Consider the following 21,529-nt stretch of genomic DNA (forward strand, 5'->3'; position numbering starts at 1 on the left):
GGCTCCGCCGGGGCTGTGGTGCGCGCCGCGCGCGAACGCCGACCCGCGGAAGCTTCCCGGGACGGGCCGCGCCCCGGGAAACGGCCGTGGCCCCCGGGACCGTCCGTGGGGACGGGCCCGGGGGCCACGGGAGGAAGAGCGGGGGAACTAGCTCCAGCTGGCGTGCAGCGGCTTGCCCTCGGCGTAGCCCGCGGCCGACTGGACGCCGACCACGGCGTTCTCCTCGAACTCCGCGAGGGATCCGGCGCCGGCGTAGGTGCACGACGACCGGACACCCGCGATGATCGAGTCGATCAGGTCCTCGACGCCCGGACGGGCCGGGTCGAGGAACATGCGCGAGGTGGAGATGCCCTCCTCGAACAGACCCTTGCGGGCCCGGTCGTAGGCCGACTCCTCGCTCGTACGGTTCTGCACCGCACGCGCGGAGGCCATGCCGAAGGACTCCTTGTAGAGGCGGCCCTCGGCGGACTGCTGGAGGTCGCCCGGGGACTCGTACGTACCGGCGAACCAGGAGCCGATCATGACGTTCGACGCGCCGGCGGCCAGGGCCATCGCCACGTCGCGCGGGTGACGGACGCCGCCGTCGGCCCACACGTGCTTGCCGAACTTCTTGGCCTCGGCCGCGCACTCCAGCACCGCGGAGAACTGCGGGCGGCCCACGCCGGTCATCATGCGGGTGGTGCACATGGCGCCGGGGCCCACACCGACCTTGATGATGTCCGCGCCGGCCTCGATCAGGTCGCGCACGCCCTCGGCGGCGACGATGTTGCCGGCCACGATCGGGACCTGCGGGTCCAGCGCGCGGACGGCCCTGATCGCGTTGATCATCGATTCCTGGTGGCCGTGCGCCGTGTCGATGACGAGCGTGTCCACGCCCGCGTCGAGCAGCTGCTTGGCCTTGGCCACGAAGTCGCCGTTGATGCCGACGGCGGCCGCGATGCGCAGCTTGCCGTTGGCGTCGGTGGCCGGGGTGTACAAGGTCGCGCGCAGCGCGCCCTTGCGGGTGAGGATGCCGACGAGCTTGCCGTCCTTGTCGACGGCCGGTGCCAGCTTGCGGTGGCCTGCGTCGAGCTTGTTGAAGGCCTCGCGCGGGTCGATGTCGGCGTCGATGAGCAGCAGCTCCTTCGACATGACCTCGGAGAGCTGGGTGAAGCGGTCCACGCCGGTGAGGTCGTGGTCGGTGACGACGCCGACCGGGCGGCCCTCGCCGTCGACGACGACGCCGGCGCCGTGGGCGCGCTTGGGCAGCAGGGACAGCGCGTCGGCGACGGTCTGGGTGGGCGCCAGCGTGATCGGGGTGTCGAGCACGAGGTGGCGGGTCTTCACCCAGGAGATGACGTCGGTGACGACCTCGATCGGGATGTCCTGCGGGATGACGACGATGCCGCCGCGGCGGGCGACCGTCTCGGCCATCCGGCGGCCCGCGATGGCGGTCATGTTCGCCACGACGAGGGGAATGGTGGTGCCGGTGCCGTCGGGCGCGGAAAGGTCGACGCCCTGACGGGAACCGACCGCGGAGCGGCTCGGCACCATGAACACATCGTCGTACGTCAGGTCGTACGGCGGCTTCTGGTCATTGAGGAAACGCACGTGCTGAACATCCCAGTCGATCGGAGGTACCCCGACCTGTCAGCCGAGGAAACGCACGTACTTCATTCTCCCACGACCTGCCGTTTACACGGTCCGGGCCGATCGTCCAGGACATACCGGGCCGTGTGGTCGGTTCCTACAGGACCTTGGTCCCGGGCGCGCGCGGGATGCGCCGGACGGGCGGAGACTGGAGACCGGAGAAGGGGAGTGGGGAGAGGAAACGCAGGCTCCAGGTCTCCGAGGAGAGGCGTCCCGACATGCGACGCAGTCCCGCCCGTGCGTTGGCCGCGGCACTGCTGCTCGTCCTCGCGTCGGCTCCGGCCGCCGCCTCGGCCCCGGTTGACCAGGCTCCGCCGCCCGCGGCGGTCTCCGCCCGGTACGGGGACGACTGCCCGCAGGAGGGTCTCGGCCCCGAGCTGACCGCCAAGCTGGACCAGGCCATCGAGCGCACCCGGAAAGAGGCCGGCGTACCCGGAGTGATCGTCGGGCTGTGCCTGCCCGGTCGGGGCAGCTACATCCGTGCCACCGGCGTCGCCGACACCGCCACGAGCCGGCCGATGCAGACCGGCCTGCTCATGCGCATCGCCAGCGTGACCAAGACGTTCACGGTCACCGCAATACTCGAACTGGTCGACGACGGCCTCGTCGGACTCGACGACCCGATCTCCAAGTACGTCGCCGGCGTCCCCGACGGCGGCCGTATCACCCTGCGGCAGATGGCCGAGATGCGCAGTGGCCTGTACCCGTACACCGCCGACCCCGACTTCGTGCAGGCGCTGGTCGCCGGCCCCGAGCGCCAGTTCACACCGCAGGAACTGCTCGCCTACGCCTTCCGGCACCCCAACACCTCCGGGCCCGGGGAGAAGTTCCAGTACTCCAACACCAACACCGTCCTGCTCGGCCTGGTGGTGGAGAAGGTGAGCGGGCTCAGCCTGGCCGACTTCATCGACAAGCGGGTCGACGGCCCCGCGCACCTGCGCCGCACGCTGTTCCCGCTCGCGGCCGAGTTCCCGTCCCCTCACGCACACGGCTACACCGATCTGACCCCGACCGGCGCGAAAACCGACGCCACGGACTGGAATCCGAGCTGGGGGTGGGCGGCCGCCGCGATGATCTCCGACCTGGACGACCTCCGGCGCTGGGCTCAGGTCCTCGCCACCGGCACGCTCCTGTCCCCCGCCACCCAGGCGGAGCGGCTGAAGATGCTCCCCACCGGCATTCCCGGCAACGACTACGGGCTCGGCATCTTCGACAACCACGGATGGATCGGGCACAACGGCTCGCTGCCCGGATACGAGAGCGTGAGCGTCTACCTCCCCTCCGATCGGGCGACCCTGGTCATCCTGATCAACACCGACATCCACCACGAGGGCAGCGAGCCGAGCACGCTCATCGCCAAGACGATCACCGGCATCGCGACCCCGGACAACGTGTACGACATCCAGCCCCAGGACTGAGCGGTCATCCCCGTACGGCCGCCCGGACGGCCTGCGCCGTACGCCGGTGCACCGGACCGCTGCGTTGCGCCAGCGGGAGGACCGAGCCGCCGTGCCGGACCGCCGTGAACTCGGCGGCTATGGCCAGGGCCGTCTCCTCGGGGGTCGCGCCGCCCAGGTCGAGGCCGATCGGGGAGCGCAGCCGGTCCAGGGCGGCCTGCGGCACTCCTTCCTCGCGCAGGCGCGCGGCCCGTTCGGCGTGGGTGCGCCGCGATCCCATGGCGCCGACGTAGGCGAGTGGCAGCCGCAGGGCGAGCGCGAGCAGGGGTACGTCGAACTTGGCGTCGTGGGTGAGGACGCACACGGCGGTACGGGAGTCCAGCCGGCCCGCGTCCCGCTCCCCGGCCAGGTGCCGGTGCGGCCAGTCCACGACCACCTCGTCGGCGTCGGGGAAGCGGGCCGGGGTCGCGAAGACGGGCCGGGCGTCGCACACGGTGACGCGGTGGCCGAGGAAGGCGCCGATCCGCGCCAGGGCCGCGGCGAAGTCGATGGCTCCGTAGACGATCAGCCGGGGCGGTTCGGCGGCCGATTCGACCAGCAGGGTCAGCGGCTCTCCGCACAGTCCGCCGGCCGTGCCGAGCTCGACGGTGCCGGTGCGCCCGGCCAGCAGCAGCGCCCTGACCTGCCCGGTGGCGGCCCGGTCCAGCTCCGCGCCCGCACCCAGGGTGCCCTCGTGCGATCCGTCGGCGTGCACGGCGAGAGCCCGGCCGAGCTGGGACTGGGGGCCGCGGACCACCCGGGCCAGCGCGGCCCGCGTCCCGCCGGCGGCGGCGTCGAGCACCGAGCCGAGGACCGGGCGCACCGGGTCGCGCCCGCGCACCGGCGTGACCAGGACGTCCAGGACTCCCCCGCAGGTGAGACCCACGGCGAAGGCGTCGTCGTCGCTGTAGCCGAAGCGGTGCAGGCCGCCCTGGCCGGATTCGATCGCGTCGAGGCACAGCTCGTGCACGGCGGACTCCACGCAGCCTCCGGAGATGGAGCCGAGCGCGGTGCCCCGGTCGTCGACGGCGAGTGAGGCGCCCGGTCCGCGTGGCGCGCTGCCGCTGACGGAGACGACGGTGGCCAGGGCGAATTCCCGGCGCGCGGCACACCACGCGCGTAGCTCGTCGGCTATGTCGAGCATCAGCGGATGTACTCACGGCGCGGGGTCTGGCCGGGAATGAGCGGCCGGGGCGGCATGACGGCGGGAGCCGACGGCCGGGGGAGGGTCGGCCGGGCCGCGGCGGCGGACCGGGTGGCGGCGGAGCGGGCGACTCCGGTGTAGGCGTCGTGCACCGGGTCGCGCGCGCCCAGGAGTTTCGCGGCGTGGGCGACGCTGGCCAGGGTGGCGTGGTGGTGCCAGCCGCGGAAGGAGCGGCCCTCGAAGTCCCGGATCCCCACGGGTTCGCAGGTCTCGGCGAAGTCGAGGGAGACGCGGTCGGTGAGCTTGGCGAGCAGGAACAGCTGGGCGAGGGGCCGGTCGCCGATGTTGGTGATCCAGAACTCGGAGGGCAGCAGGGCGGCTTCGGTCCAGGCTCCCACCAGCAGCAGCGGGGTCGACGGTACGGGTGCCGGCCGGTCCTCGCTGGGGGTGGCGAGGATGGTGGCCGAGGTCAGCAGGGTCACCGCGCCTTCGGCCCGGCCGTGCCGGGTCCATTCGACGACGCGGCGCTGGGAGCGCAGGGAGTCGATGAGCTCGCGGGCGGGCGCGGTGTGGGGGCCCGGCTTGTGGCGGCCGGCACCACCGAAGGAGACGGGCAGCGAGCCGTCGACCTTGAAGACGAAGGGGATGTCCTGCAGGGCGAAGGACTCGATGCTCTGCGGGAGGTCGCCGTTGGCGACTTCCATCACCACGGGCCGGCGCTGGAGTTGCCAGCTGGCGGCCATGCGCTGGACGGCGTGTACGGCGTCCTGGGCGGGGGTGAGGGAGCGGGCCGTGTCGGGGATTCCGGCCCTGCGGCGGCGCAGGAGTTCGCTGGTCCAGGGCCCGGGGAGGGTGAGGGTCCATTCGACCGGGAAACTCGCCTCGCTGGAGGCGAGCCAGATCCCGCTGGCCTGCTGACAGTTGGCGGTGCGGCCGAGCTGGGGGACGAACTGCCGGCCGACACCGACCGAGCGGTCACCCGCCTTCTCTATGACCATGGGCTGGAGCACCCAGGCCAGCGGGCGCTGCGCGGTGCGTTCGAGGTGCTGGGCGAGGGAGCGGCGGACCGGGGTCCAGTCCCAGGGGGACTTGCTGATGAACTGCTGAAGACTCTGCTCGACGGAACTGGCTCCTGTTCCGGCGATGTTACGGATGGTTTTCTTTCCGGTGGTCCGCACCAGGCCGTTCAGATAAACGCGGGCCCAGTTTCGCTGGTCCCGCCGGGGTAAGGACTCGAAGAGAAGAGAGATCAGGACGTCGATCAATTCGGAGATTTCCTTCGTGGAATCCTCCGGCAGGACTACGCGAGCCATCTGGGCCTCCCCCGCGACCAGCTAGATCCAATACCCTACTTTACCGCGGAGAACGGCCGTAGGCCCCGGCGGCTACTTCCTGAGGTCGCTGGCAGTATCGAGCCGCTCTTCCTCTACCACGAGTGGGATGGGGATCTGGTTCGCCGCATAGTAGAGCGCGATCAGGAAGTGTGCGACAAGCGTGAGCGGTGCGGAGAAGAACGCGAGGAGCACGGTCAGGGGGTAGGCGATGGCGCCGAGGCCGAAACGCACCCTGGTCGCCCGCGCACCTTCCTTGTCGACCTGCTCGTGGAAGAGGTGCCCGACCTGGGTGACGTACCACCAGAAGGCCAGGAACGCCAAGGCGTAGGCCACGGTGACGAGACTGTAGAGCACGGCTGCGGCGTTGGCCGAACCGCCTTCCTCCATGAGGTGCTCGGCGAGCACATTGGTCGTGTACGGAATCACCGACACCACCATCAGCACCAGGAGATTCAGGAACAACAGAGGGCGGTCGACGCGCTTGAGGTGACTGAAGATGGTGTGGTGATTCACCCACATCACACCGATAATGAGGAAACTCACCACGTACGCGGCGTAATGCGGCCACTGTTCACGGACCCCGTGCCAGAAATCGGATCCCGTTTCCTCCGGAACCTTCAATTCCAGGACGAGGATCGTAATGATGATGGCGAATACGCCATCACTGAATGCCTCGACCCGTCCGGTTTCGCGTTCCATGGCCTCCCCTTCGCCACTGCATATATCTACGACTCGCGCATACGGGGAGGGCGTACGTCCCCCGCCCTCCCCGCACACGCTACCCAGATTCCGGCCGTCAGCCGCCGAATCCGGCAGTCTGCCGCCAGATTCGGCCATCGCGGACGACAAGTGTCCCGAACGCGTGCTCCGGTTCACCGTTCAGGTTCATGATCGCCCGGTAGAAGATGGTGTCGTCCGTCTCGATGTACTCCTGGAGTTCCACCAGCGTGGGCTTCACGGTGAGATAGCCGGTGAACGTCTCGCGAACGGCGTCGATGCCCACCGAGACCCCCTCGAAGCGCAACAGCACCGCGTCGTCGGTGTAGTTCTTCATGACCGCCTCGATGTCCAGGGCGGCCAGCGCTTCCATCTGGCGGACGAACACCGGGTGCAGCTTGGAGATGTCGTACTTGGCCATGTCGACTCCGTTCATTCAACTGGTGGAGGAACTGCTGGAGGGGCTGGTCGGGGAACTGGTCGATGTGGGTGTTTCGGCAGGTGAGGCGCAGGACTGGGCGCTCCCGGCGAACGGCAGCCGCACGACCATCCGGGTCTCGCCCGGGCGCGAGCGGGCCGTGATCGACCCGTGGTGCCGCTGGGTCACGATGCGGTAGCTGAGGTGCAGCCCCAGGCCCGTGCCCTTGCCCACGTCCTTGGTCGTGTAGAAGGGTTCGAAGATCCGCGGCAGGGATTCCTCCGGGATTCCGCGGCCCGTGTCGGTGATCTCCACGACCATGCAGACGCCTTCGGCGCGGGCGCGCAACGTGAGCACGCCGGCCCCTTCCATGGCCTCGGCGGCGTTGTCGACCAGGTTGGTCCACACCTGGTTCAACTCGCTCGGATAGCCCGTCAGTTCGGGCAGGTCCGGCTCGTACGCGCGCACGATGCTGATCCCGGCGAGCTTGGCACGCAGCACGACCAGCGTGTTCTCCAGCCCGTCGGTCACCGGGAAGCGCTGTTCGGGCGCGCGGTCGAGATTGGCGTAATCCCGGGTGGCGGAGACGAGTTGGGAGATGCGCGGGCCGGCCGCCCGTAGTTCCGCGGCGAGCGAGCGGATCTCCAGCAGCGCCGCCAGGTGGTCCAGGGCGGCGGCGAGGGCGGGCTCGCCGACGCCCTCCAGCCGCTCCAGCAGCCAGCCCAGCTCCAGCCCGAGGTCCGCCACTCCCGAGCCGAGCAGGCCGGACCGTTCGGTGCCCGCCTCCTCCGCCCAGTCGGCGATCTCCTCCTCGGCGTCGGCCTGGGCGAGCGGGTCGGTGATGTCCGGCGGCGGCAGCTTGTCCAGTTCCTCCGCGAGCCGGTCGAAGACGGAGCGCTCCGCCCCGCTGGCGGCCGCGCCCCAGGCCTGGGCCGTGCGGGTGAGCCGGTCGAGGGCGGGGGCCAGCTCCTGCGCGGCCCGGGCCACGGCGGCCGCCGGGTTGTTCAGCTCGTGGGCCAGGCCCGCGGCGAGGGTGCCGAGCGCCTCCACGGTGGCCCGCTTGCGGGCCTGCACCTCGGAGGACTTGATCCGCCAGGCCAGTACGGGGATCAGTACGGCGGCCACCCCGTGGCAGCGGGTCAGCATCTCGAAGAAGACCGGCTTCGCGTAGGCCACGACGGTGGTCGACGGCCCGCTCGCCGCCGCGGTGGCCACGTAGGAGCCCTCGGTCAGCAGCGGCAGTTCGCCGGTGAACCGGTGGGCGGCCGACGGTTTGCCGTCGTGGTCCTCGGCGGCGGCGCTCTCCTCCTCGGTGGAGTGCCGGGTGAGCACCTCCTCCCGGCCGTCGACGACCTTGGTGACGACCAGCCCGCCCGAGAGCAGGACGTGGAAGCCGGTCGCCTCCTCGCCGTCCCGGAAGAGCACCTCGCCGTCGGCGAGCACCCGGGGCTCGGAGACCGAGACCAGCCAGTCCAGCTGGTCCTCGGTGATCCCGGCGAAGATCTCCAGCCCGCGCAGCGCGGACCTCAGTTCCAGGGCGTTCACGCGGGACTCCCCTCGGCCCGGGTGCGGGCGGCGAGCCGCAGGGTGACCAGCAGGGCCAGCGCGCACACCCCGGCGACGGCGGCCATGAAGCCGACCGAGGTGCGGTGCAGCCCGTGGATGTTGGTGAGCATCCCGGCGAGGACCGCCGGGACGCTCATCGCGAGGTACGCGAAGACGTATACGGCGGCGGTCAGTTCGCCGCGGTGCGCGGGGTCCGCCAGCGCGCTCAGCGCCCGGAAGGAGCCGAGGAAGGCGGCGCCCCAGCCGCTGCCGAGGACCGCCGTGGCCACCAGGAACACGGCGGCCGAGCCGAGACCCAGCGCGAGCAGGACCAGGGCGAGCCCGGCGAGCAGTCCGCACAGCCCGAGCACGGCCGTGTGCAGGGCCTCGGTGCGGCCCAGCATCAGCTGGGCCGCGGTGGCGGCGCCCGCGAGGAGTGCGACCGTGGCGCCGCCGACGAGGTAGTTGGTCGACTCCAGGAGCGAGAGGGCCAGGTGCGGGCCCAGCGAAAGGTAGAAGCCGCCCACGGACCAGACGGCGACGATGGTCAGGACGAGGACGGCGAACCGGCCGCGGGCGCCGGCCGGCACGTGGATCCGGTGCGGGACCACCCGGAAGCGGCCACCCGCCCCCGGTGCGCTCTCGCGCATCCGGACCACGCCGACCAAGGTCACGGCGAAGGCCCCGACCAGCAACAGGTAGCTCAGTACGGTCGGCGCGGGCGCGTACTGGACGAGGAGGCCGGCCCCGATCCCGCCGAGCCCGATCCCCACGGTCGGCCCGGCGCTGTTGACCTGGGCGCCGAGCGCGGGCCGGGACACGGGGCTGAGTTCCAGCAGGGCGGCGCCCATCGCCCCGGTGGCCAGGCCCACGGCGAGCCCCTGCACGGCGCGGGCGGCGAGCAGCAGCCCGAGCCCCTGGGCCGAGGCGAACAGGCCCATCGAGACGATCGCGAGGAGCAGGCCGGCGGCCAGCACCGGGCGCCTGCCGAGGGTGTCGGACAGCGACCCGAACAGCAGGAGCCCGGCGAGCACGGTGACCGCGTACAGCGCGAACACCACCGTGATCATGCCGGAGGACAGGTCCCACTTCTCCTGGTAGAGCACGTAGAGGGCGGAGGGCACGGAGGAGGAGAGCATCAGCAGGACGAGGACCGCGCCCACCACCCAGAAGCCGGAACCTCTGGGCGCACTGGCCGCTGGTGCGGCTGGGTGCACGCTGACTCCCGTGGTCGTTTTCGACATGTCGGCCACTGCTTGCTCAACTCCCCCGTGATGGACCCCGCGTGGGACCCGTGATGACGGTCAGGCGAGGGCCTGGGCCCTCGCCAGCGCGCGGGCCGTGAGCACCCCCGCGAGGTGGCCGAGGTATTCGGCCGAGGTGCCGCGCCCGGGGACGAAGAGCTCCCGGGGCTCGGCGCGGAACGCCGCGAGTACGGCGTCCGTGGTGTACGGGCCCCCGCGCAGCCGGTCCTCGACCGCGCGCAGCCGCAGCGGGCGGGCGGTGGCTCCGGTGACGGCGATGCGCGGTCCGTCGGGGGTGATCCGTACGGCGGTGGCGCACACCGGGTAGCGGGTGGCCCGGTCGGCGGTCTTCTCGAAGGCGGCGGCCCGTCCCGCGGCGGGCACCAGCAGGGCGGTGACGACCGTGCCGGCGGGTGCGCCGGCGGCCGCGAACTCCTCGGCGGGTACGGTCGACCGCCCGCCGGGACCGGCGAGTTCGACCTCGCCGTCGGCGGCGATGGCGGCGACCGGCAGGTCGGTGGCCCGGCCGCCGGCGGCGAGGTTGCCGCCGACGGTACCGAGGTTGCGGACCTGGGGGTCGCCGTTGGCGCGGGCCGCGGCGGCCAGTTCCGGTGCCCCGGCGAGCACCAGCGGGTCGGCGGAAAGCTCGGCGAGCGTGGTGAGGGATCCGATCCGCAGCCGCGGTCCGTCGGGGGTGCGCGTGATGCCCCGCAGCTCCTCCAGCCGCCGGATGTCGACGAGCAGCCCGGCCTGGTCGGCGCCGGCACGCAGGTCGGGCAGCAGGCTCTGGCCTCCTGCCAGTACCCGGGCGCCGCGCGTCCCGGACAGCAGGGTGAGCGCCTCGTCGAGGCCCGCGGGCCGGACGTAGTCGAATTCGGTGAGGATCACTGGGCTTCCCCTCTCAGGCGGCGCCAGACCTTCTCGGGGGTGAGCGGCATGTCGATGTGCGTGACGCCCAGGTCGGAGAGGGCGTCGACGACGGCGTTGACGACGGCCGCGGCGGGCGGGACGGTGGCGATCTCGCCGGCGCCCTTGGCGCCGAGCGGGTTGTGCGGGCTGGGCGTGCACGTCTTGTCGAGGGAGAAGAACGGCGCGTCGGTGGCGCGCGGCAGGGCGTAGTGGTTCAGGTCGGCGCTGACGAGCAGCCCGTTCTCGTCGTACTCGGCGGCCTCCATGAGGGCCTGGCCGAGCCCGTGGACGATGCTGCCCTCGATCTGGCCGAGGACCACCTTCGGGTTGCCGATGTTCCCGGCGTCGTCGACCGCGGTGTAGGCGACGACCTCGGTCTCGCCCGTCAGCTCGTCCACCTCGACGACCGCGACGTGGGTCCCGAAGGGGTAGTTGAAGTCCGGCGGGTCGAAGTGGGTGGTCTCGTCGAGCGCGGGCTCGATCTCCGGGGGCAGACCCCAGCCGTACCACATGGCCATCGCCAGCTCGGCGAAGGTCTTGGTGTTCTCCGCGTTGCCCTCCTCGAAGACCTTGCCGCCCTCGTAGACGACCTTGTCCTCGGGGATGCCCAGGAAGACCGCGCCGGCCTTGACCAGCTTGGCCTTGATCTTCCGGGCGGTGAGGGCGACGGCGGGCGCGGCCATGCTGTAGGAGCGCGAGCCGTAGGTGCCCTGTCCGTACGGGGCCTTCAGCGTGTCCCCCTCGTACACCTGGACCTGGGCCGGGTCGATGCCGAGCTCGTCGGCGGCGACCTGCGCGAAGACGGTGCCGTGGCTCTGGCCGGTGGAGGCGGAACCGACGGTGACGGTGACCTCGCCGGTCGGGTGGACGCGGACGTTCGCGCTCTCCCAGGTGCCGCCGAGCATGCCCTCCTTGGACATCCGGGTGGAGGGGCCGACCCCGCAGATCGCGACGTACGTGGCGATGCCGACGCCCAGGCGCTTGCCGCGGGTGCGGGCCTCCGCCTTGCGTGCGGGCATGTCGGCGTAGCCCGACAGCTCGATGGCCCGGTCGAAGTTCAGCTGGTAGTTCCCGGAGTCGTAGGTCCAGCCGAGGCCGTTGTCGTACGGGAACTTCTCCGTCGGCACCAGGTTCTTGCGCCGCACCACCGCCGGGTCCATGCCGATCTCGGAGGCGTACCGGTCGACCAGGCGTTCCATGAGGAAGGCGGCCTCGGCGCGCCCGCTGCCGCGCTGGGCGCCGAGCGAGACGGTGTTGGTGAAGGCGGCGTAGACCTCGCAGAAGGCGGCGTCGATGTCGTACATCCCGCTGATGGAGCGGCCCATCAGGGCGGTGGCGACGCCGGGGCCGATCGTCGAGGGGTACGCGCCGAGGTTGGCGTAGCTCGTGCAGCGCACGGCGGTGATGCGGCCGTCGCGGGTGCCGGCGAGGACGACGTGCTGGCGGTGGTCGCGGCCCTGCACGGTGGAGTTCATCAGCCCGGTACGGGTGTCCACCCACTTCACGGGCCGGCCGAGCGCCTTGGACAGCAGCAGGACCAGCGCCATGTCGGGGTACAGGTACCCCTTGGTGCCGAAGCTGCCGCCGACGGTCGGGGCGATCACCCGGAGTTTGTTGAAGGGGATGCCGAGGACCAGCGCGGAGAGCAGGAAGCGGTGGTTGTGCGGTCCCTGGGTGGAGGCGTAGAGGGTGTACTCGCCGGTGGCGGCGTTGTAGTCGCCGACCGCTCCGCGCGGCTCGATGGGGCTGTTGATGGTGCGCTGGTTCACGAGGTCGAGCTCGACGGTGACCTCGGCCTCGGCGATGGCCGCGTCGGTGCGGTCCTTGTCGCCGCAGGTCCAATACGCGTTCAGATTGCCCGGGACGGCCTCGTGCAGCTGGGGCGCGCCCTCGGCGAGCGCCTCGTCGGCCCGGGTCACCACGGGCAGCGGCTCGTACTCGACGGCGATGGCGGCCAGCGCGGCGGCGGCCTGGCGCGGGGTCTCGGCGACCACCACGGCGATGGGGTCGCCGACGTGGCGCACGGTGTCGCCGGTGAGGACCGGGCGGGCGCCGGGAAGTCCGTAGGGGTGGGGCGGGAAGTGGCTCTCGACCCCGCCGGGTATCCAGATGCACGGCAGCGGCATGACGTCGGTGAAGTCGGCGGCGGTGGCCACCTTCAGCACGCCGGGCAGCTGCTCCGCCGCCTTCGTCTCGATGGAGAGGATCTTCGCGTGGGCGACCGGGCTGCCCAGGATGGCCATGTGGGCCGTGCCCGGCAGGTCGATGTCCCCGACGTACGTGGCCTCGCCGCGCAGGAGCTGCGGGTCCTCGCGGCTGTCCAGCGGCTTGCCGAGGATGCCGTTCCCCTGGAGAGCGCTCTCCCCCGTCACTGTGGTCATGTCCCTCACGCCTCCTGTCCGGCAGCGGCGGAGCCGGCGGGCGCTTCGGCGCGGGCGGCCGCGCAGGCCCTCTGCACTCCGCGGACGACGCTGTGGTAGCCGGTGCAACGGCACAGGTTGCCGGTGAGCCACTCACGGATCTCGGGCTCGGTGGGGGCCTCGCCGCCGGCCGTGCTGTCGACCAGCTCGCCGAGGGCCATGACCATGCCGGGGGTGCAGAACCCGCACTGGGTGCCGTGCTCCTGGCGCAGTGCCTCCTGCAGCCCGGTCAGTTCGCCGCCGGCCGTGGTGACGCCCTCGATGGTGGCGACCTCGGAGCCGGCGGCCGAGGCGGTGAGGATCAGGCAGCTCTTGACCGACCTGCCGTCCAGCTGGACGACGCAGGTGCCGCACTGGCCGGTGTCGCAGCCGACTTTGGTGCCGGTCAGTCCGAGGCCGTCGCGGAGTCGTTCCACGAGCAGTTCGTTCGGCTGCGCCGAGAACTGCTCGGGTCTTCCGTTCACGTTCAGTGTGATATCCATGCCAGCGCCTGCGCTTCCGTGAGCGGCCGGTTGAAGAGGGGCCCGCCGGGCTGCTGGAGAATTCCCCCGGAGTGCAGCGGGCCGGTGTCTACGGGCGCGAATCCGAGATCCGTGATGATTCCCGCGACGATTTCCTTCGCTTTCCCGTCGTCGCCCGCCGTGAAATGCGCCAGGCGCTCACCGGCAGCGGTGCCGGCGACTGCGAGAGTTTCGAAGTGCATGGTGTTGAGGGATTTCACGACCTGTGCGCCCGGATACCACTCGGCGACCAGGTCGCTGGAGCCCCGGCCGCCGAGGTCGGCGGGGGCGCCGGGGCCGCTGAACGCGTTCGTGGCGTCCACCAGCACCTTGTCCTGTACGACGTGCGGCTGCAGCAGGCCCCGCACGCTGTCGAACGGCACCATCAGCACCAGGAGTTCGGCCTGCCCGGCGGCCTTGAGGGGGTGCGCCGCCGAGGCCGCCGGGCCCAGTTCGGCCACGAGCGGGCCGAGGGTCTGCGGGCCCCGGGCGTTGGCCAGCACGACTTCGTGGCCTGCCGCCACCAGGATCCGTGCGAGGACCGTGCCGATCCGTCCGGTGCCGATGATGCCTGTCCGCATGTGACGCTCCTCGATCTCTGGATTCCGCGCGGCCCGCGGTGTCAGTCCATGCCGATCCAGACCGACTTGGTCTGGGTGTAGCTCTCCAGCGACTCGGGTCCGCATTCGCGGCCGTAGCCGGAGGCCTTGTAGCCGCCGTAGGGGACGGAGGGGTCGTACTGGTTGTAGCAATTGACCCAGACCGTGCCCGCCTTGATCTGCGAGGCGACGCGGTGGGCGCGCCGCAGGTCCTTGGTGTGGACTCCGGCGGCGAGGCCGTACGCGCTGTCGTTGGCGATGCGTACGGCGTCGTCCTCGGTGTCGAAGGGGATGATCGACAGGACCGGCCCGAAGATCTCCTCCTGGGCGATCCGCATCCCGTTGTCGACGCCGGTGAAGACGGTCGGCAGGAAGTAGAGGCCCTGGCTGGAGGCGCCCTCGGGGGTCCACCCGCTGCCGCCCGTGCGCAGGACCGCGCCTTCCTTCTCGCCGACCTCTATGTACGAGCTGACCTTGTCGAACTGGCCGCGGTGGGCCAGCGGCCCGAACAGCGTGGCGGGGTCGCGGGGGTCGCCCGGCTTGAGGGCGGCGGCCCGGCGGACCAGGCGTTCGACCATCTCGTCGTGGATGGGCCGGTGCAGGAGCAGGCGGGAGCCGGCGGTGCAGATCTCGCCCTTGTTGTAGTAGATGCCGAAGAAGGCGAGCTCCTCGGCGGCATCGAGGTCGGCGTCGGCGAAGACGATGTTGGCGGACTTGCCGCCGAGTTCCATCGTCACCTTCTTCAGGGTGCCGGCCGCCTTGCGGATGATGGACTGGCCGACCACGGTGGAACCGGTGAAGGCGATCTTGTCGATGTCCGGGTGGTCGGTGAGGGTCTCCCCCAGTTCCACGCCAGGACCGGTGATCACGTTCAGCACACCGTCCGGGATCTCCGCCTCCTGGAAGAGCTCGGCGATCTTCAGGGCGGTGAGCGGGGTGGCCGGGGAGGGCTTGTGGACGACCGTGTTCCCCGCCGCCAGCGCCGGTGCGATCTTCGTCATCGACAGCAGCAGCGGGAAGTTGAACGGGGTGATGGCGCAGACCACGCCCAGCGGCTCGCGCAGGGTGTAGGCCAGCTGCCCGCCGGCCGGCGCCCGCGAGGAGCCGTCGACGCGGGTCACCGCACCGGCGTAGTAGTGCATGAGCTGGGCGGCCATGGGAGCGTCGACCGTGCTGGAGAACGCGAACGGCTTGCCCATGTCCACGGTCTCCAGCAGGGCGATCTCCTCCAGGTCGCGCTCGATGAGCTCACCGACCCGGTTCAGCCTGAGCGCGCGCTCCTGGGCGGAGAGTCTGCTCCACGGACCTTCCTCGTACGCCTTGCGGGCGGCGGCGACGGCCGCGTCCGCGTCGGCGGCGGTGGCCTGGGCCACCGGCACGATCTCCTGGCCGTCCACGGGGCTGATGTCCGGTTCGGTACGGCCGTCCTGGGCGGGAACCCATTTGCCGCCGATGAACAGTTTCCCGGGGTTGGCCAAGGGCTGGTCGCTGAGCGCGCGCTTGGTCATGGCTGCCTTCCGGTGTCGGATGCGGGGGCGGTACTAGCCCTTCGCGAGCTGCGATAAGAACGTCTCGGCGAGGGCCTTGGAGGAGTACGGGTTCTGACCGGTGGTCAGTTTGCGGTCCACGACGACGTGCGAGTCCCAGATCGCCTCGGCCTTCTCGTAGCGGGCGCCGAGCCGGGTGAGCTCGACCTCCAGGATCAGCGGGAGTCGGCCGGCCATGTTGGTGACGAGCTCCTCGCTGTGCGAGAAGGCCGTCATCCGGTAGCCCTCGAAGGGCCAGCGGCCTTCGCCGTCGCGCAGCGCGAGCAGCGAGGTGTGGCCGTGGCACACGGTGGCGAGCGGCTTGTCCTGGGCGATGATCCAGCGCAGGATCTGCGCGAGTTCGTCGGACTTCGGCAGGTCGCCGATCGCGCCGTGACCGCCGCTGATGTACACGCCGTCGTAGTCGGCGATGTCCTTCTCGGTCAGGGACTCCAGCGCGATGGGGGCCTTCAGCTGGGGGGTGTTCCCGATGACCCGGACGTACTCGGCGGCGTTGGCCGCGTCCTCGTCCGGCGAGCCCTGCGGCCGGACCCACTGGAGGAACTGGGGATCGATGCTCGTCTGGTCGACGGTCGGAACCTGGCCACCGATCGTCGCGACGTCCACGGCGTGGCCCGCGGCCTTGAACAACGTAAAGGGAACGACGAATTCCTCGGCCCAGAATCCCGAGGGGTGCTGTTCGCCGTCCAGTAGATGGAGCGTGGCCTTGGCCGTCATGACGACGAGAATCTTCATGATTCTCTCCTTGTTCTGGATTCGCTGCCGATTCAACACGGCGCCCGCAGGGGGCGTAAGGGGACGGCGTCAGGCCCGCGATACTTCGTCACGTGCGTCCAACGCCGAGATGATGGTGCGGAATTCACCGACCAGGGGGTGGTCGGGATGGGCTTCTGCGAATATGCGCTCTCCGTACAGCGCCGCCATTTCCGGCGAGTACGGAAGGATCCCGGCCAGGGGTGCGCAGTAGACCTCCTCGGCGCGCCGCCGGGCCTCTACCCGGTCGATGCCCTCGGGGGCCATGCTCAGCACCACGGTCCGCCGGCAGGCCAGGCGCCCCGCGAGGGCGATGGTCTCCTCGACCCCGGAGAGGTCGATCCGGTCGGCCCGGGCCATGATCATCAGTACGTCGGCGCTCGCCATGGCGGTGACCGACTCGTTGTTCAGCCCGGCGTGGGTGTCGAGCAGCAGTACGTCGAGGGCGTAGTGCCCGGCCAGCCGGTCGAACCCCTCCGGGAGCAGACCCACGTCGTAGCCGCTGGTCATGAGCTCGCGCAGGGCCGCGGTGCCGGTCCGGGCCGGTACGACGTACAGCCCGGGCGCGCCCACCTGCTGGGCCGCCGCCTCGATCTCGCAGCGGCCGAGCAGGTAGTCGGCCAGGGAGGCGCCGGGTCCGAGCCGGAACAGCAGGTCCAAGGTGGGTGACTGGATGTCGGTGTCCACCACTCCCACCCGGCGCCCCCCGGCCGCGATCAGCAGCGCGAGGTTCGCCAGTACCGAGGACTTGCCCGTCCCACCGCGGTGCGAGTGCACCACGATGGTGCGGGTCACTTAGGCCACCACCTTGTGACGGGCACCGTCCGCGTACGGCCCCCGCGCCGCGCGTGGCCGGTGCAGGGCCAGCATGGTGACGTCGTCGTGCTGTTCGGCGGTGCCGGTGTGCTCTCGCACCGCCCAGTCCATCCGGTCGACCACGTCCTTGCCGCTCACCGGGGCGCCGGCGAGCAGTTCCAGCATCCGTTCGTCGCCGAGGAAGCTGCCGTTGGGGCAGCGGGCCTCGGGGACGCCGTCCGTGAAGGCGAAGAGCGTGTCGCCGTGGTCCAGCTGGGCGTAGCCCAGGGTGTACACGCAGTCGGGCAGGACCCCGACGGCCGGGCCGGTGACGTCCAGCGCGATGGGCCGGCTGCCGTCGGCGCGCAGCAGCAGCGGCGGGTTGTGGCCGCCGTTGATGTAGACGAGGCTGCCGGTCAGCGGGTCGAGCACGCCGAAGAACAGGGTGGCGAAGTAGCCCTGGCGCAGGTGGTTGCGGGTGAGGTAGCCGTTGGTGGCGGTGACCGCGTTGAGCAGCGGGGTGGCACCGACCACCGGGATCCGCCGGCTGCCGCCCGCGCGTCCGGCGACCAGGTGCTGGAGGCCGCTGTTCTCCGCGGTGTGCCGCAGCAGCGAGCGGATGAGCGCCATGAAGAGCGCCGCCCCGACCCCCTTGTCGCAGACGTCGGCGACGACGAAGGCGAGCCGGCGGCCGCGGGAGATCTCGAAGACGTCGTAGAAGTCCCCGGCGACCTGGCGTGCGGGCCGGAACCGGACGTCGATCTCCCAGCCGTCCGGGACGGGCAGCGATTCGGGCAGGAACCCGGCCTGGATCTCCCGGCCGATCTCCAGCTCCTTCTCGTAGCCCATGAGTTCGGCGCGGGCGTCGGCTTCGCGCAGGGTGCGGCCGAGTCCGGCGCGCTCCGAGCAGCTGTGCAGGCGGGCCCCGACCAGGGTGGGCAGGAAGGGAGGTACGAGGTAGTCGTGCCCGATCCGGACGTGTTCCTCCAGGGCGGCGAACTCGGTCACCGTCCAGACGACCACGATGGGGGCCCCGGCCCAGCGGCGCAGCCGGCGTACGGCCGTCCGCACGGACTCCCCGTCGGATTCGGCCGGGGCGAGCAGCACGTCCGCGACGGGCAGCAGCTCCTGCGGGCCGTCCCGGAGCTCCGTCAGCGTGCGGGTGACGAGTTCCGCGTCCATGGTCCGCAGCGCCGTCAGCAGCTCGGGCGGCGGTGGCGGGTACTCGTCGAGGATGATCACGGTCGTGGAGGGCATGGGTCCGTCCCCTCAGCCTTCACTGTCAGCATGCTGATGTTGCGGCCGTCCCTGTGCGCATAGCTGAACTCGTCCACGCTGGTCAGTGCCAGATGGATGCCGAGACCGCCGATCCGCCGGTCCTCGGGGGCGACCCCGGGGACGGGCGGGAGGCGGCCTTCGACGGGGTCGAAGGCGGGTGCGGCGTCTTCGATGGTGATCTGCACCCCGCCCGGGCCGGAGCGGCCGCGGACGGTGATCCGTCCGTCGCCGCCCCGGTACCCGTGCATCACGATGTTCGTGGCCAGCTCGTCCACGGCCAGCCGGAGCCGGTAGGCGGCGCCCTTGTCCAGGCCCGCCCGTCCGGCCAGCCGCAGGACGAACGAGGCGATCTCGCCCAGTGCCCCCACCGTCGCGGGCACCTCCAGTACGACGGGCGTCCTCGCCAGTTCGACCATGTCACTCACGGTGGTCACTCATCGGAGAGGAGGATGCTGCGGTCGAGCCCTGCCGTCCGGATGGTCCGGGACACGGGCTCGATGGCACCGACCACCTTGATGGTGACGTTGTTCGCGACCTTCTGCTGGGCGAAGACCAGGGAGCGGAGTCCGGCGCTGGCCATGTAGCCGACGCCGGCCATCCTGATCTCGACGGTGCTGGTGCCGTGTCCGGCGGCCTTCTCGATGGTCTGGTGGAAGTCCGGCGCGGTCTTGGCGTCCAGCTCGCCCGTCAGCTCGATCACGGTGGTGTCGCCCTCGATGCTCAGGGACACGGAAAGCGGCATGTCAGGTCTCCTTCGGTCACAGCATCTCGGGATCATTGGTACGGCCCACCAGGATCACGACCGACCGCGGGCCGATCAGGTACTTCCCGGCGTTGTCCAGTTCCTGCTCGGTACCCGGAGTGCGGATGTCGTACGGTGCCTCGGCCCCCGTGTCGGCGAACAGGTGCCAGCTCCGCCCGCCGGGCAGCGCGGGCAGTTCCAGGTCGTGCGACTCCCAGTGCGAGTTCATGGCCACGTACACCACGTCGTCGTCACCGGCGCCGCAGCGGGCCACCGCGAGCAGCCGGCTCTCGGCCGACCAGTCGGGCTGCCAGGCCCGCTCCCCGTGCCAGCTGATGTCCGGCAGGCCGTTCTCGCGGACCTGTCCGGTGGGGTGGGCGGTGGAGCGCAGCTCGCGGTGGTGCTTGCGGAATTCGATCATCTCCCGCGTGAACCGGAGCAGTTCGGCGTTGTCGTCGACCTGGTCCCAGTCGAACCACGAGAGCTCGTTGTCCTGGCAGTACGTGTTGTTGTTGCCCTGCTGGGTGCGTGCGACCTCGTCCCCGGCCAGCAGCATCGGGATGCCCTGGCTGGTGAAGAGGATCGCGAGGGCGTTCTTCATCTGGCGCAGCCGCAGCGCGCTCACCTCGGGGTCGTCGGTCGGCCCCTCGGCGCCGCAGTTCCAGCTGGCGTTGTCGTTGCCGCCGTCGTTGTTGCCCTCGCCGTTGGCCTCGTTGTGCTTGTCGTTGTAGGAGACCAGGTCGGCGAGGGTGAAACCGTCGTGCGCCGTCAGGAAGTTGACGGACGCCGAGGTCCCGCGGCTGGAGTAGAGGTCCGGCGAGCCGGCGATGCGGGTGGCCAGTTCGCCGGTCACCCCGGGGTCGCCCTTGAGGAAGCTGCGCACGGTGTCGCGGTACTTGCCGTTCCACTCCGCCCAGCGGCCGTACGCCGGGAAGTTGCCGACCTCGTAGAGGCCGCCCGCGTCCCAGGCCTCGGCGATGAGCTTGGTGTGCCGCAGGACGGGGTCGAAGGCGAGCAGTTCCAGCAGCGGCGGGTTGGGCAGCGGGGTGCCGTCCAGGGCCCGGCCGAGGATGGCCGCGAGGTCGAAGCGGAAGCCGTCGATGTGGTAGTCGGCGACCCAGTGGCGCAGGCAGTCGAGCACGTAGTTGCGCACGACGGGGTGGTTGCAGTTGACCGTGTTGCCCGTGCCGCTGAAGTTGAAGTAGTACCCCTCGGGCGTGAGCATGTAGTACGTGGCGTTGTCGAGCCCCTTGAAGGAGATCGTCGGCCCCTGCTCGTTGCCCTCGGCGGTGTGGTTGAAGACGACGTCGAGGATGACCTCGATGCCGGCGGCGTGCAGGTCCTTGATCAGGGTGCGGAACTCGTCGCCCTGCATCCCGTACCGGCCGGTGGCCGCGTAGCCGGCCTTCGGCGCGAAGAACGAGATGGTGTTGTAGCCCCAGTAGTCGAAGAGCTTCTCGCCGGTCTCCGGGTTGGAGCGCGGGTTGTCGCTCTCGTCGAACTCGAACACGGGGAGCAGCTCGATGCAGTTCACCCCGAGTTCCTTGAGGTACGGGATCTTCTCGCGCAGCCCCGCGAAGGTGCCGGGGGCGGTGACGCCCGAGGAGGGGTGCCGGGTGAAGCCGCGCACGTGGGTCTCGTAGACGACGAGGTCCTCGGCGGGGATGCCCAGCGGGGTGTCGTCGCCCCAGTCGAAGTCCTGGAGGCAGACCCGGGAGCGGTACTGGTAGCCGCGGCTGCGGTCCGGCTCCACGCCCCACACGTCGCGGCCGGCGATCAGCCGGGCGTACGGGTCGGAGAGTACCTGCCGGGCGTCGAAGCGGTGGCCGGTGACCGGGTCGTAGGGGCCGTCGGCCCGGTACCCGTACTCGATGTTCTCGTGGTCGAGGCCGAAGACCGTCATGGCGAAGACGCTGCCGGTGCGGAATTCCTCGGGGAACTGCAGCTCGGCCATCGGCTCGGGCTCTCCGCGCTTGTAGATGACCAGGGTCATGGAGGTGGCCTGGTCGGAGAAGACGGAGAAGCTGACCCCGCCGGGGACCACGTTGGCCCCGAACGGGAACGGTTTGCCCGCGCGGACGCGGTACCCGCCCACCTCGTGGGTCGGGTACGCGTCGACGCGCAGGACCTGCTCGGACTGGGACTCGCTCATCGCGCGGCCTTGGCCTTGGCCTTGGCGGCCGCGGCGGCGGCCTCGCCGGTCTCGAAGAAGTCGAGGAAGCCGGTGGCCGACATGACGAACCGGACTTCCTCGCTCACCCCGTAGAGGGTGACGGCGACGCCGGCGTGCTGCGCCTCGCGGTAGACGACGAGCAGGGTGCGCAGGCCCGCGCTGGAGACGTAGGTGACCGCCGTGAGGTCGATCTTCAGCGGCTTGCCCTCACGGACCAGCGGCAGCAGGGCCTGGAGCAGCGCTCCGGATGTCTCGCTGTTGATCTCACCGGTGGCGACGAGCACGGTGCCCGTCTTGTTCCGGCGTTCCTTGACGTTGAGAGTCATTGCATTCCCCTCTGTTTGGG

20 protein-coding genes are annotated in these 21,529 nt (G+C 70.9%); 1 reads left to right on the forward strand and 19 read right to left on the reverse strand.

All coding sequences use genetic code 11. The features are described from left to right. Window positions 1–147: 147 nt before the first annotated feature. Window positions 148–1,590 (reverse strand): GuaB1 family IMP dehydrogenase-related protein, encoded by a 1,443-nt coding sequence (locus tag OG737_RS03495; RefSeq protein WP_405921176.1) that lies wholly within the window; start codon window positions 1,588–1,590, stop codon window positions 148–150. Window positions 1,591–1,847: 257 nt separating this feature from the next. On the opposite strand from OG737_RS03495, the gene OG737_RS03500 reads away from it, so the two are divergent. Then, window positions 1,848–3,047, forward strand: coding sequence for a serine hydrolase domain-containing protein (locus OG737_RS03500; RefSeq protein ID WP_405921177.1), 1,200 nt, complete (start codon window positions 1,848–1,850; stop codon window positions 3,045–3,047). Window positions 3,048–3,051: 4 nt separating this feature from the next. Here OG737_RS03500 and OG737_RS03505 read toward each other — a convergent pair whose 3' ends face one another. From OG737_RS03505 to OG737_RS03590, 18 genes are all read right to left on the reverse strand, one after another. Continuing rightward, window positions 3,052–4,209: an XdhC family protein gene (locus tag OG737_RS03505; RefSeq protein WP_328924658.1), complete on the reverse strand. Its 1,158-nt coding sequence runs from the start codon at window positions 4,207–4,209 to the stop codon at window positions 3,052–3,054. Further along, a complete protein-coding gene (locus OG737_RS03510; RefSeq protein ID WP_328924659.1) occupies window positions 4,209–5,522 on the reverse strand; it encodes a transposase in 1,314 nt (437 codons plus the stop codon). The genes OG737_RS03505 and OG737_RS03510 overlap by 1 nt, the downstream gene beginning before the upstream one ends. 72 nt (window positions 5,523–5,594) lie before the next feature. Then, on the reverse strand, window positions 5,595–6,242 hold the full coding sequence (locus tag OG737_RS03515) for a TMEM175 family protein (RefSeq protein ID WP_328924660.1): 648 nt from the start codon (window positions 6,240–6,242) through the stop codon (window positions 5,595–5,597). 97 nt (window positions 6,243–6,339) lie between these two features. Then, entirely contained in the window at window positions 6,340–6,681 is a 342-nt protein-coding gene (locus OG737_RS03520) for a nuclear transport factor 2 family protein (protein WP_257557273.1), read from the reverse strand. Window positions 6,682–6,696: 15 nt separating this feature from the next. Further along, entirely contained in the window at window positions 6,697–8,223 is a 1,527-nt protein-coding gene (locus OG737_RS03525; RefSeq protein ID WP_405921178.1) for an ATP-binding protein, read from the reverse strand. Then, entirely contained in the window at window positions 8,220–9,467 is a 1,248-nt protein-coding gene (locus tag OG737_RS03530; RefSeq protein ID WP_328924662.1) for an MFS transporter, read from the reverse strand. Before OG737_RS03530 ends, OG737_RS03525 begins: the two co-directional genes overlap by 4 nt. Window positions 9,468–9,527: 60 nt before the next feature. After that, the gene (locus tag OG737_RS03535; protein ID WP_328924663.1) at window positions 9,528–10,355 is read right to left on the reverse strand and encodes an FAD binding domain-containing protein; all 828 of its coding nucleotides are present in this window, start codon (window positions 10,353–10,355) and stop codon (window positions 9,528–9,530) included. Then, the gene (locus OG737_RS03540) at window positions 10,352–12,757 is read right to left on the reverse strand and encodes a xanthine dehydrogenase family protein molybdopterin-binding subunit (protein WP_405921179.1); all 2,406 of its coding nucleotides are present in this window, start codon (window positions 12,755–12,757) and stop codon (window positions 10,352–10,354) included. The genes OG737_RS03535 and OG737_RS03540 overlap by 4 nt, the downstream gene beginning before the upstream one ends. 5 nt (window positions 12,758–12,762) lie before the next feature. Next, entirely contained in the window at window positions 12,763–13,278 is a 516-nt protein-coding gene (locus tag OG737_RS03545) for a (2Fe-2S)-binding protein (RefSeq protein ID WP_405921180.1), read from the reverse strand. Then, on the reverse strand, window positions 13,263–13,982 hold the full coding sequence (locus OG737_RS03550) for an NAD(P)-binding domain-containing protein (protein ID WP_328924666.1): 720 nt from the start codon (window positions 13,980–13,982) through the stop codon (window positions 13,263–13,265). Before OG737_RS03550 ends, OG737_RS03545 begins: the two co-directional genes overlap by 16 nt. After that, a complete protein-coding gene (locus tag OG737_RS03555) occupies window positions 13,919–15,403 on the reverse strand; it encodes an aldehyde dehydrogenase family protein (RefSeq protein ID WP_328924667.1) in 1,485 nt (494 codons plus the stop codon). Before OG737_RS03555 ends, OG737_RS03550 begins: the two co-directional genes overlap by 64 nt. Before the next feature lie 33 nt (window positions 15,404–15,436). Then, entirely contained in the window at window positions 15,437–16,177 is a 741-nt protein-coding gene (locus OG737_RS03560) for a type 1 glutamine amidotransferase domain-containing protein (protein WP_328924668.1), read from the reverse strand. Between the two features lie 69 nt (window positions 16,178–16,246). Beyond that, window positions 16,247–16,990: a MinD/ParA family protein gene (locus OG737_RS03565; protein WP_328924669.1), complete on the reverse strand. Its 744-nt coding sequence runs from the start codon at window positions 16,988–16,990 to the stop codon at window positions 16,247–16,249. After that, window positions 16,991–18,247 (reverse strand): PP2C family protein-serine/threonine phosphatase, encoded by a 1,257-nt coding sequence (locus OG737_RS03570; protein WP_328924670.1) that lies wholly within the window; start codon window positions 18,245–18,247, stop codon window positions 16,991–16,993. Further along, the gene (locus OG737_RS03575) at window positions 18,229–18,702 is read right to left on the reverse strand and encodes an anti-sigma regulatory factor (RefSeq protein WP_328924671.1); all 474 of its coding nucleotides are present in this window, start codon (window positions 18,700–18,702) and stop codon (window positions 18,229–18,231) included. Before OG737_RS03575 ends, OG737_RS03570 begins: the two co-directional genes overlap by 19 nt. Next, complete coding sequence (locus OG737_RS03580) at window positions 18,699–19,010, reverse strand: STAS domain-containing protein (protein WP_328924672.1); 312 nt, start codon at window positions 19,008–19,010, stop codon at window positions 18,699–18,701. The genes OG737_RS03575 and OG737_RS03580 overlap by 4 nt, the downstream gene beginning before the upstream one ends. 16 nt (window positions 19,011–19,026) lie before the next feature. After that, window positions 19,027–21,162 carry a glycogen debranching protein GlgX gene (glgX, locus tag OG737_RS03585; protein ID WP_328924673.1) on the reverse strand — a complete coding sequence of 712 codons (2,136 nt, stop codon included), beginning with the start codon at window positions 21,160–21,162 and terminating at the stop codon, window positions 19,027–19,029. Beyond that, window positions 21,159–21,509 carry an STAS domain-containing protein gene (locus OG737_RS03590; RefSeq protein WP_328924674.1) on the reverse strand — a complete coding sequence of 117 codons (351 nt, stop codon included), beginning with the start codon at window positions 21,507–21,509 and terminating at the stop codon, window positions 21,159–21,161. Before OG737_RS03590 ends, glgX begins: the two co-directional genes overlap by 4 nt. Window positions 21,510–21,529: the final 20 nt, after the last annotated feature.

Origin of the sequence: Streptomyces sp. NBC_00122, assembly GCF_045160845.1 — a bacterium.
GTDB lineage: Bacteria > Actinomycetota > Actinomycetes > Streptomycetales > Streptomycetaceae > Streptomyces.

Bases quoted from the DNA above. Each gene is read 5' to 3' on its own strand.
- OG737_RS03590 (WP_328924674.1), bottom strand. From the start codon at position 21,509: ATGACTCTCAACGTCAAGGAACGCCGGAACAAGACGGGCACCGTGCTC.
- OG737_RS03520 (WP_257557273.1), bottom strand. From the start codon at position 6,681: ATGGCCAAGTACGACATCTCCAAGCTGCACCCGGTGTTCGTCCGCCAG.
- OG737_RS03500 (WP_405921177.1), top strand. From the start codon at position 1,848: ATGCGACGCAGTCCCGCCCGTGCGTTGGCCGCGGCACTGCTGCTCGTC.
- OG737_RS03550 (WP_328924666.1), bottom strand. From the start codon at position 13,982: ATGCGGACCCGAGTCGCTGGAGAGCTACACCCAGACCAAGTCGGTCTG.
- OG737_RS03555 (WP_328924667.1), bottom strand. From the start codon at position 15,403: ATGACCAAGCGCGCGCTCAGCGACCAGCCCTTGGCCAACCCCGGGAAA.
- OG737_RS03560 (WP_328924668.1), bottom strand. From the start codon at position 16,177: ATGAAGATTCTCGTCGTCATGACGGCCAAGGCCACGCTCCATCTACTG.
- OG737_RS03570 (WP_328924670.1), bottom strand. From the start codon at position 18,247: ATGCCCTCCACGACCGTGATCATCCTCGACGAGTACCCGCCACCGCCG.
- OG737_RS03515 (WP_328924660.1), bottom strand. From the start codon at position 6,242: ATGGAACGCGAAACCGGACGGGTCGAGGCATTCAGTGATGGCGTATTC.
- OG737_RS03505 (WP_328924658.1), bottom strand. From the start codon at position 4,209: ATGCTCGACATAGCCGACGAGCTACGCGCGTGGTGTGCCGCGCGCCGG.
- OG737_RS03580 (WP_328924672.1), bottom strand. From the start codon at position 19,010: ATGCCGCTTTCCGTGTCCCTGAGCATCGAGGGCGACACCACCGTGATC.
- glgX (WP_328924673.1), bottom strand. From the start codon at position 21,162: ATGAGCGAGTCCCAGTCCGAGCAGGTCCTGCGCGTCGACGCGTACCCG.
- OG737_RS03510 (WP_328924659.1), bottom strand. From the start codon at position 5,522: ATGGCTCGCGTAGTCCTGCCGGAGGATTCCACGAAGGAAATCTCCGAA.
- OG737_RS03545 (WP_405921180.1), bottom strand. From the start codon at position 13,278: ATGGATATCACACTGAACGTGAACGGAAGACCCGAGCAGTTCTCGGCG.
- OG737_RS03540 (WP_405921179.1), bottom strand. From the start codon at position 12,757: ATGACCACAGTGACGGGGGAGAGCGCTCTCCAGGGGAACGGCATCCTC.
- OG737_RS03530 (WP_328924662.1), bottom strand. From the start codon at position 9,467: ATGTCGAAAACGACCACGGGAGTCAGCGTGCACCCAGCCGCACCAGCG.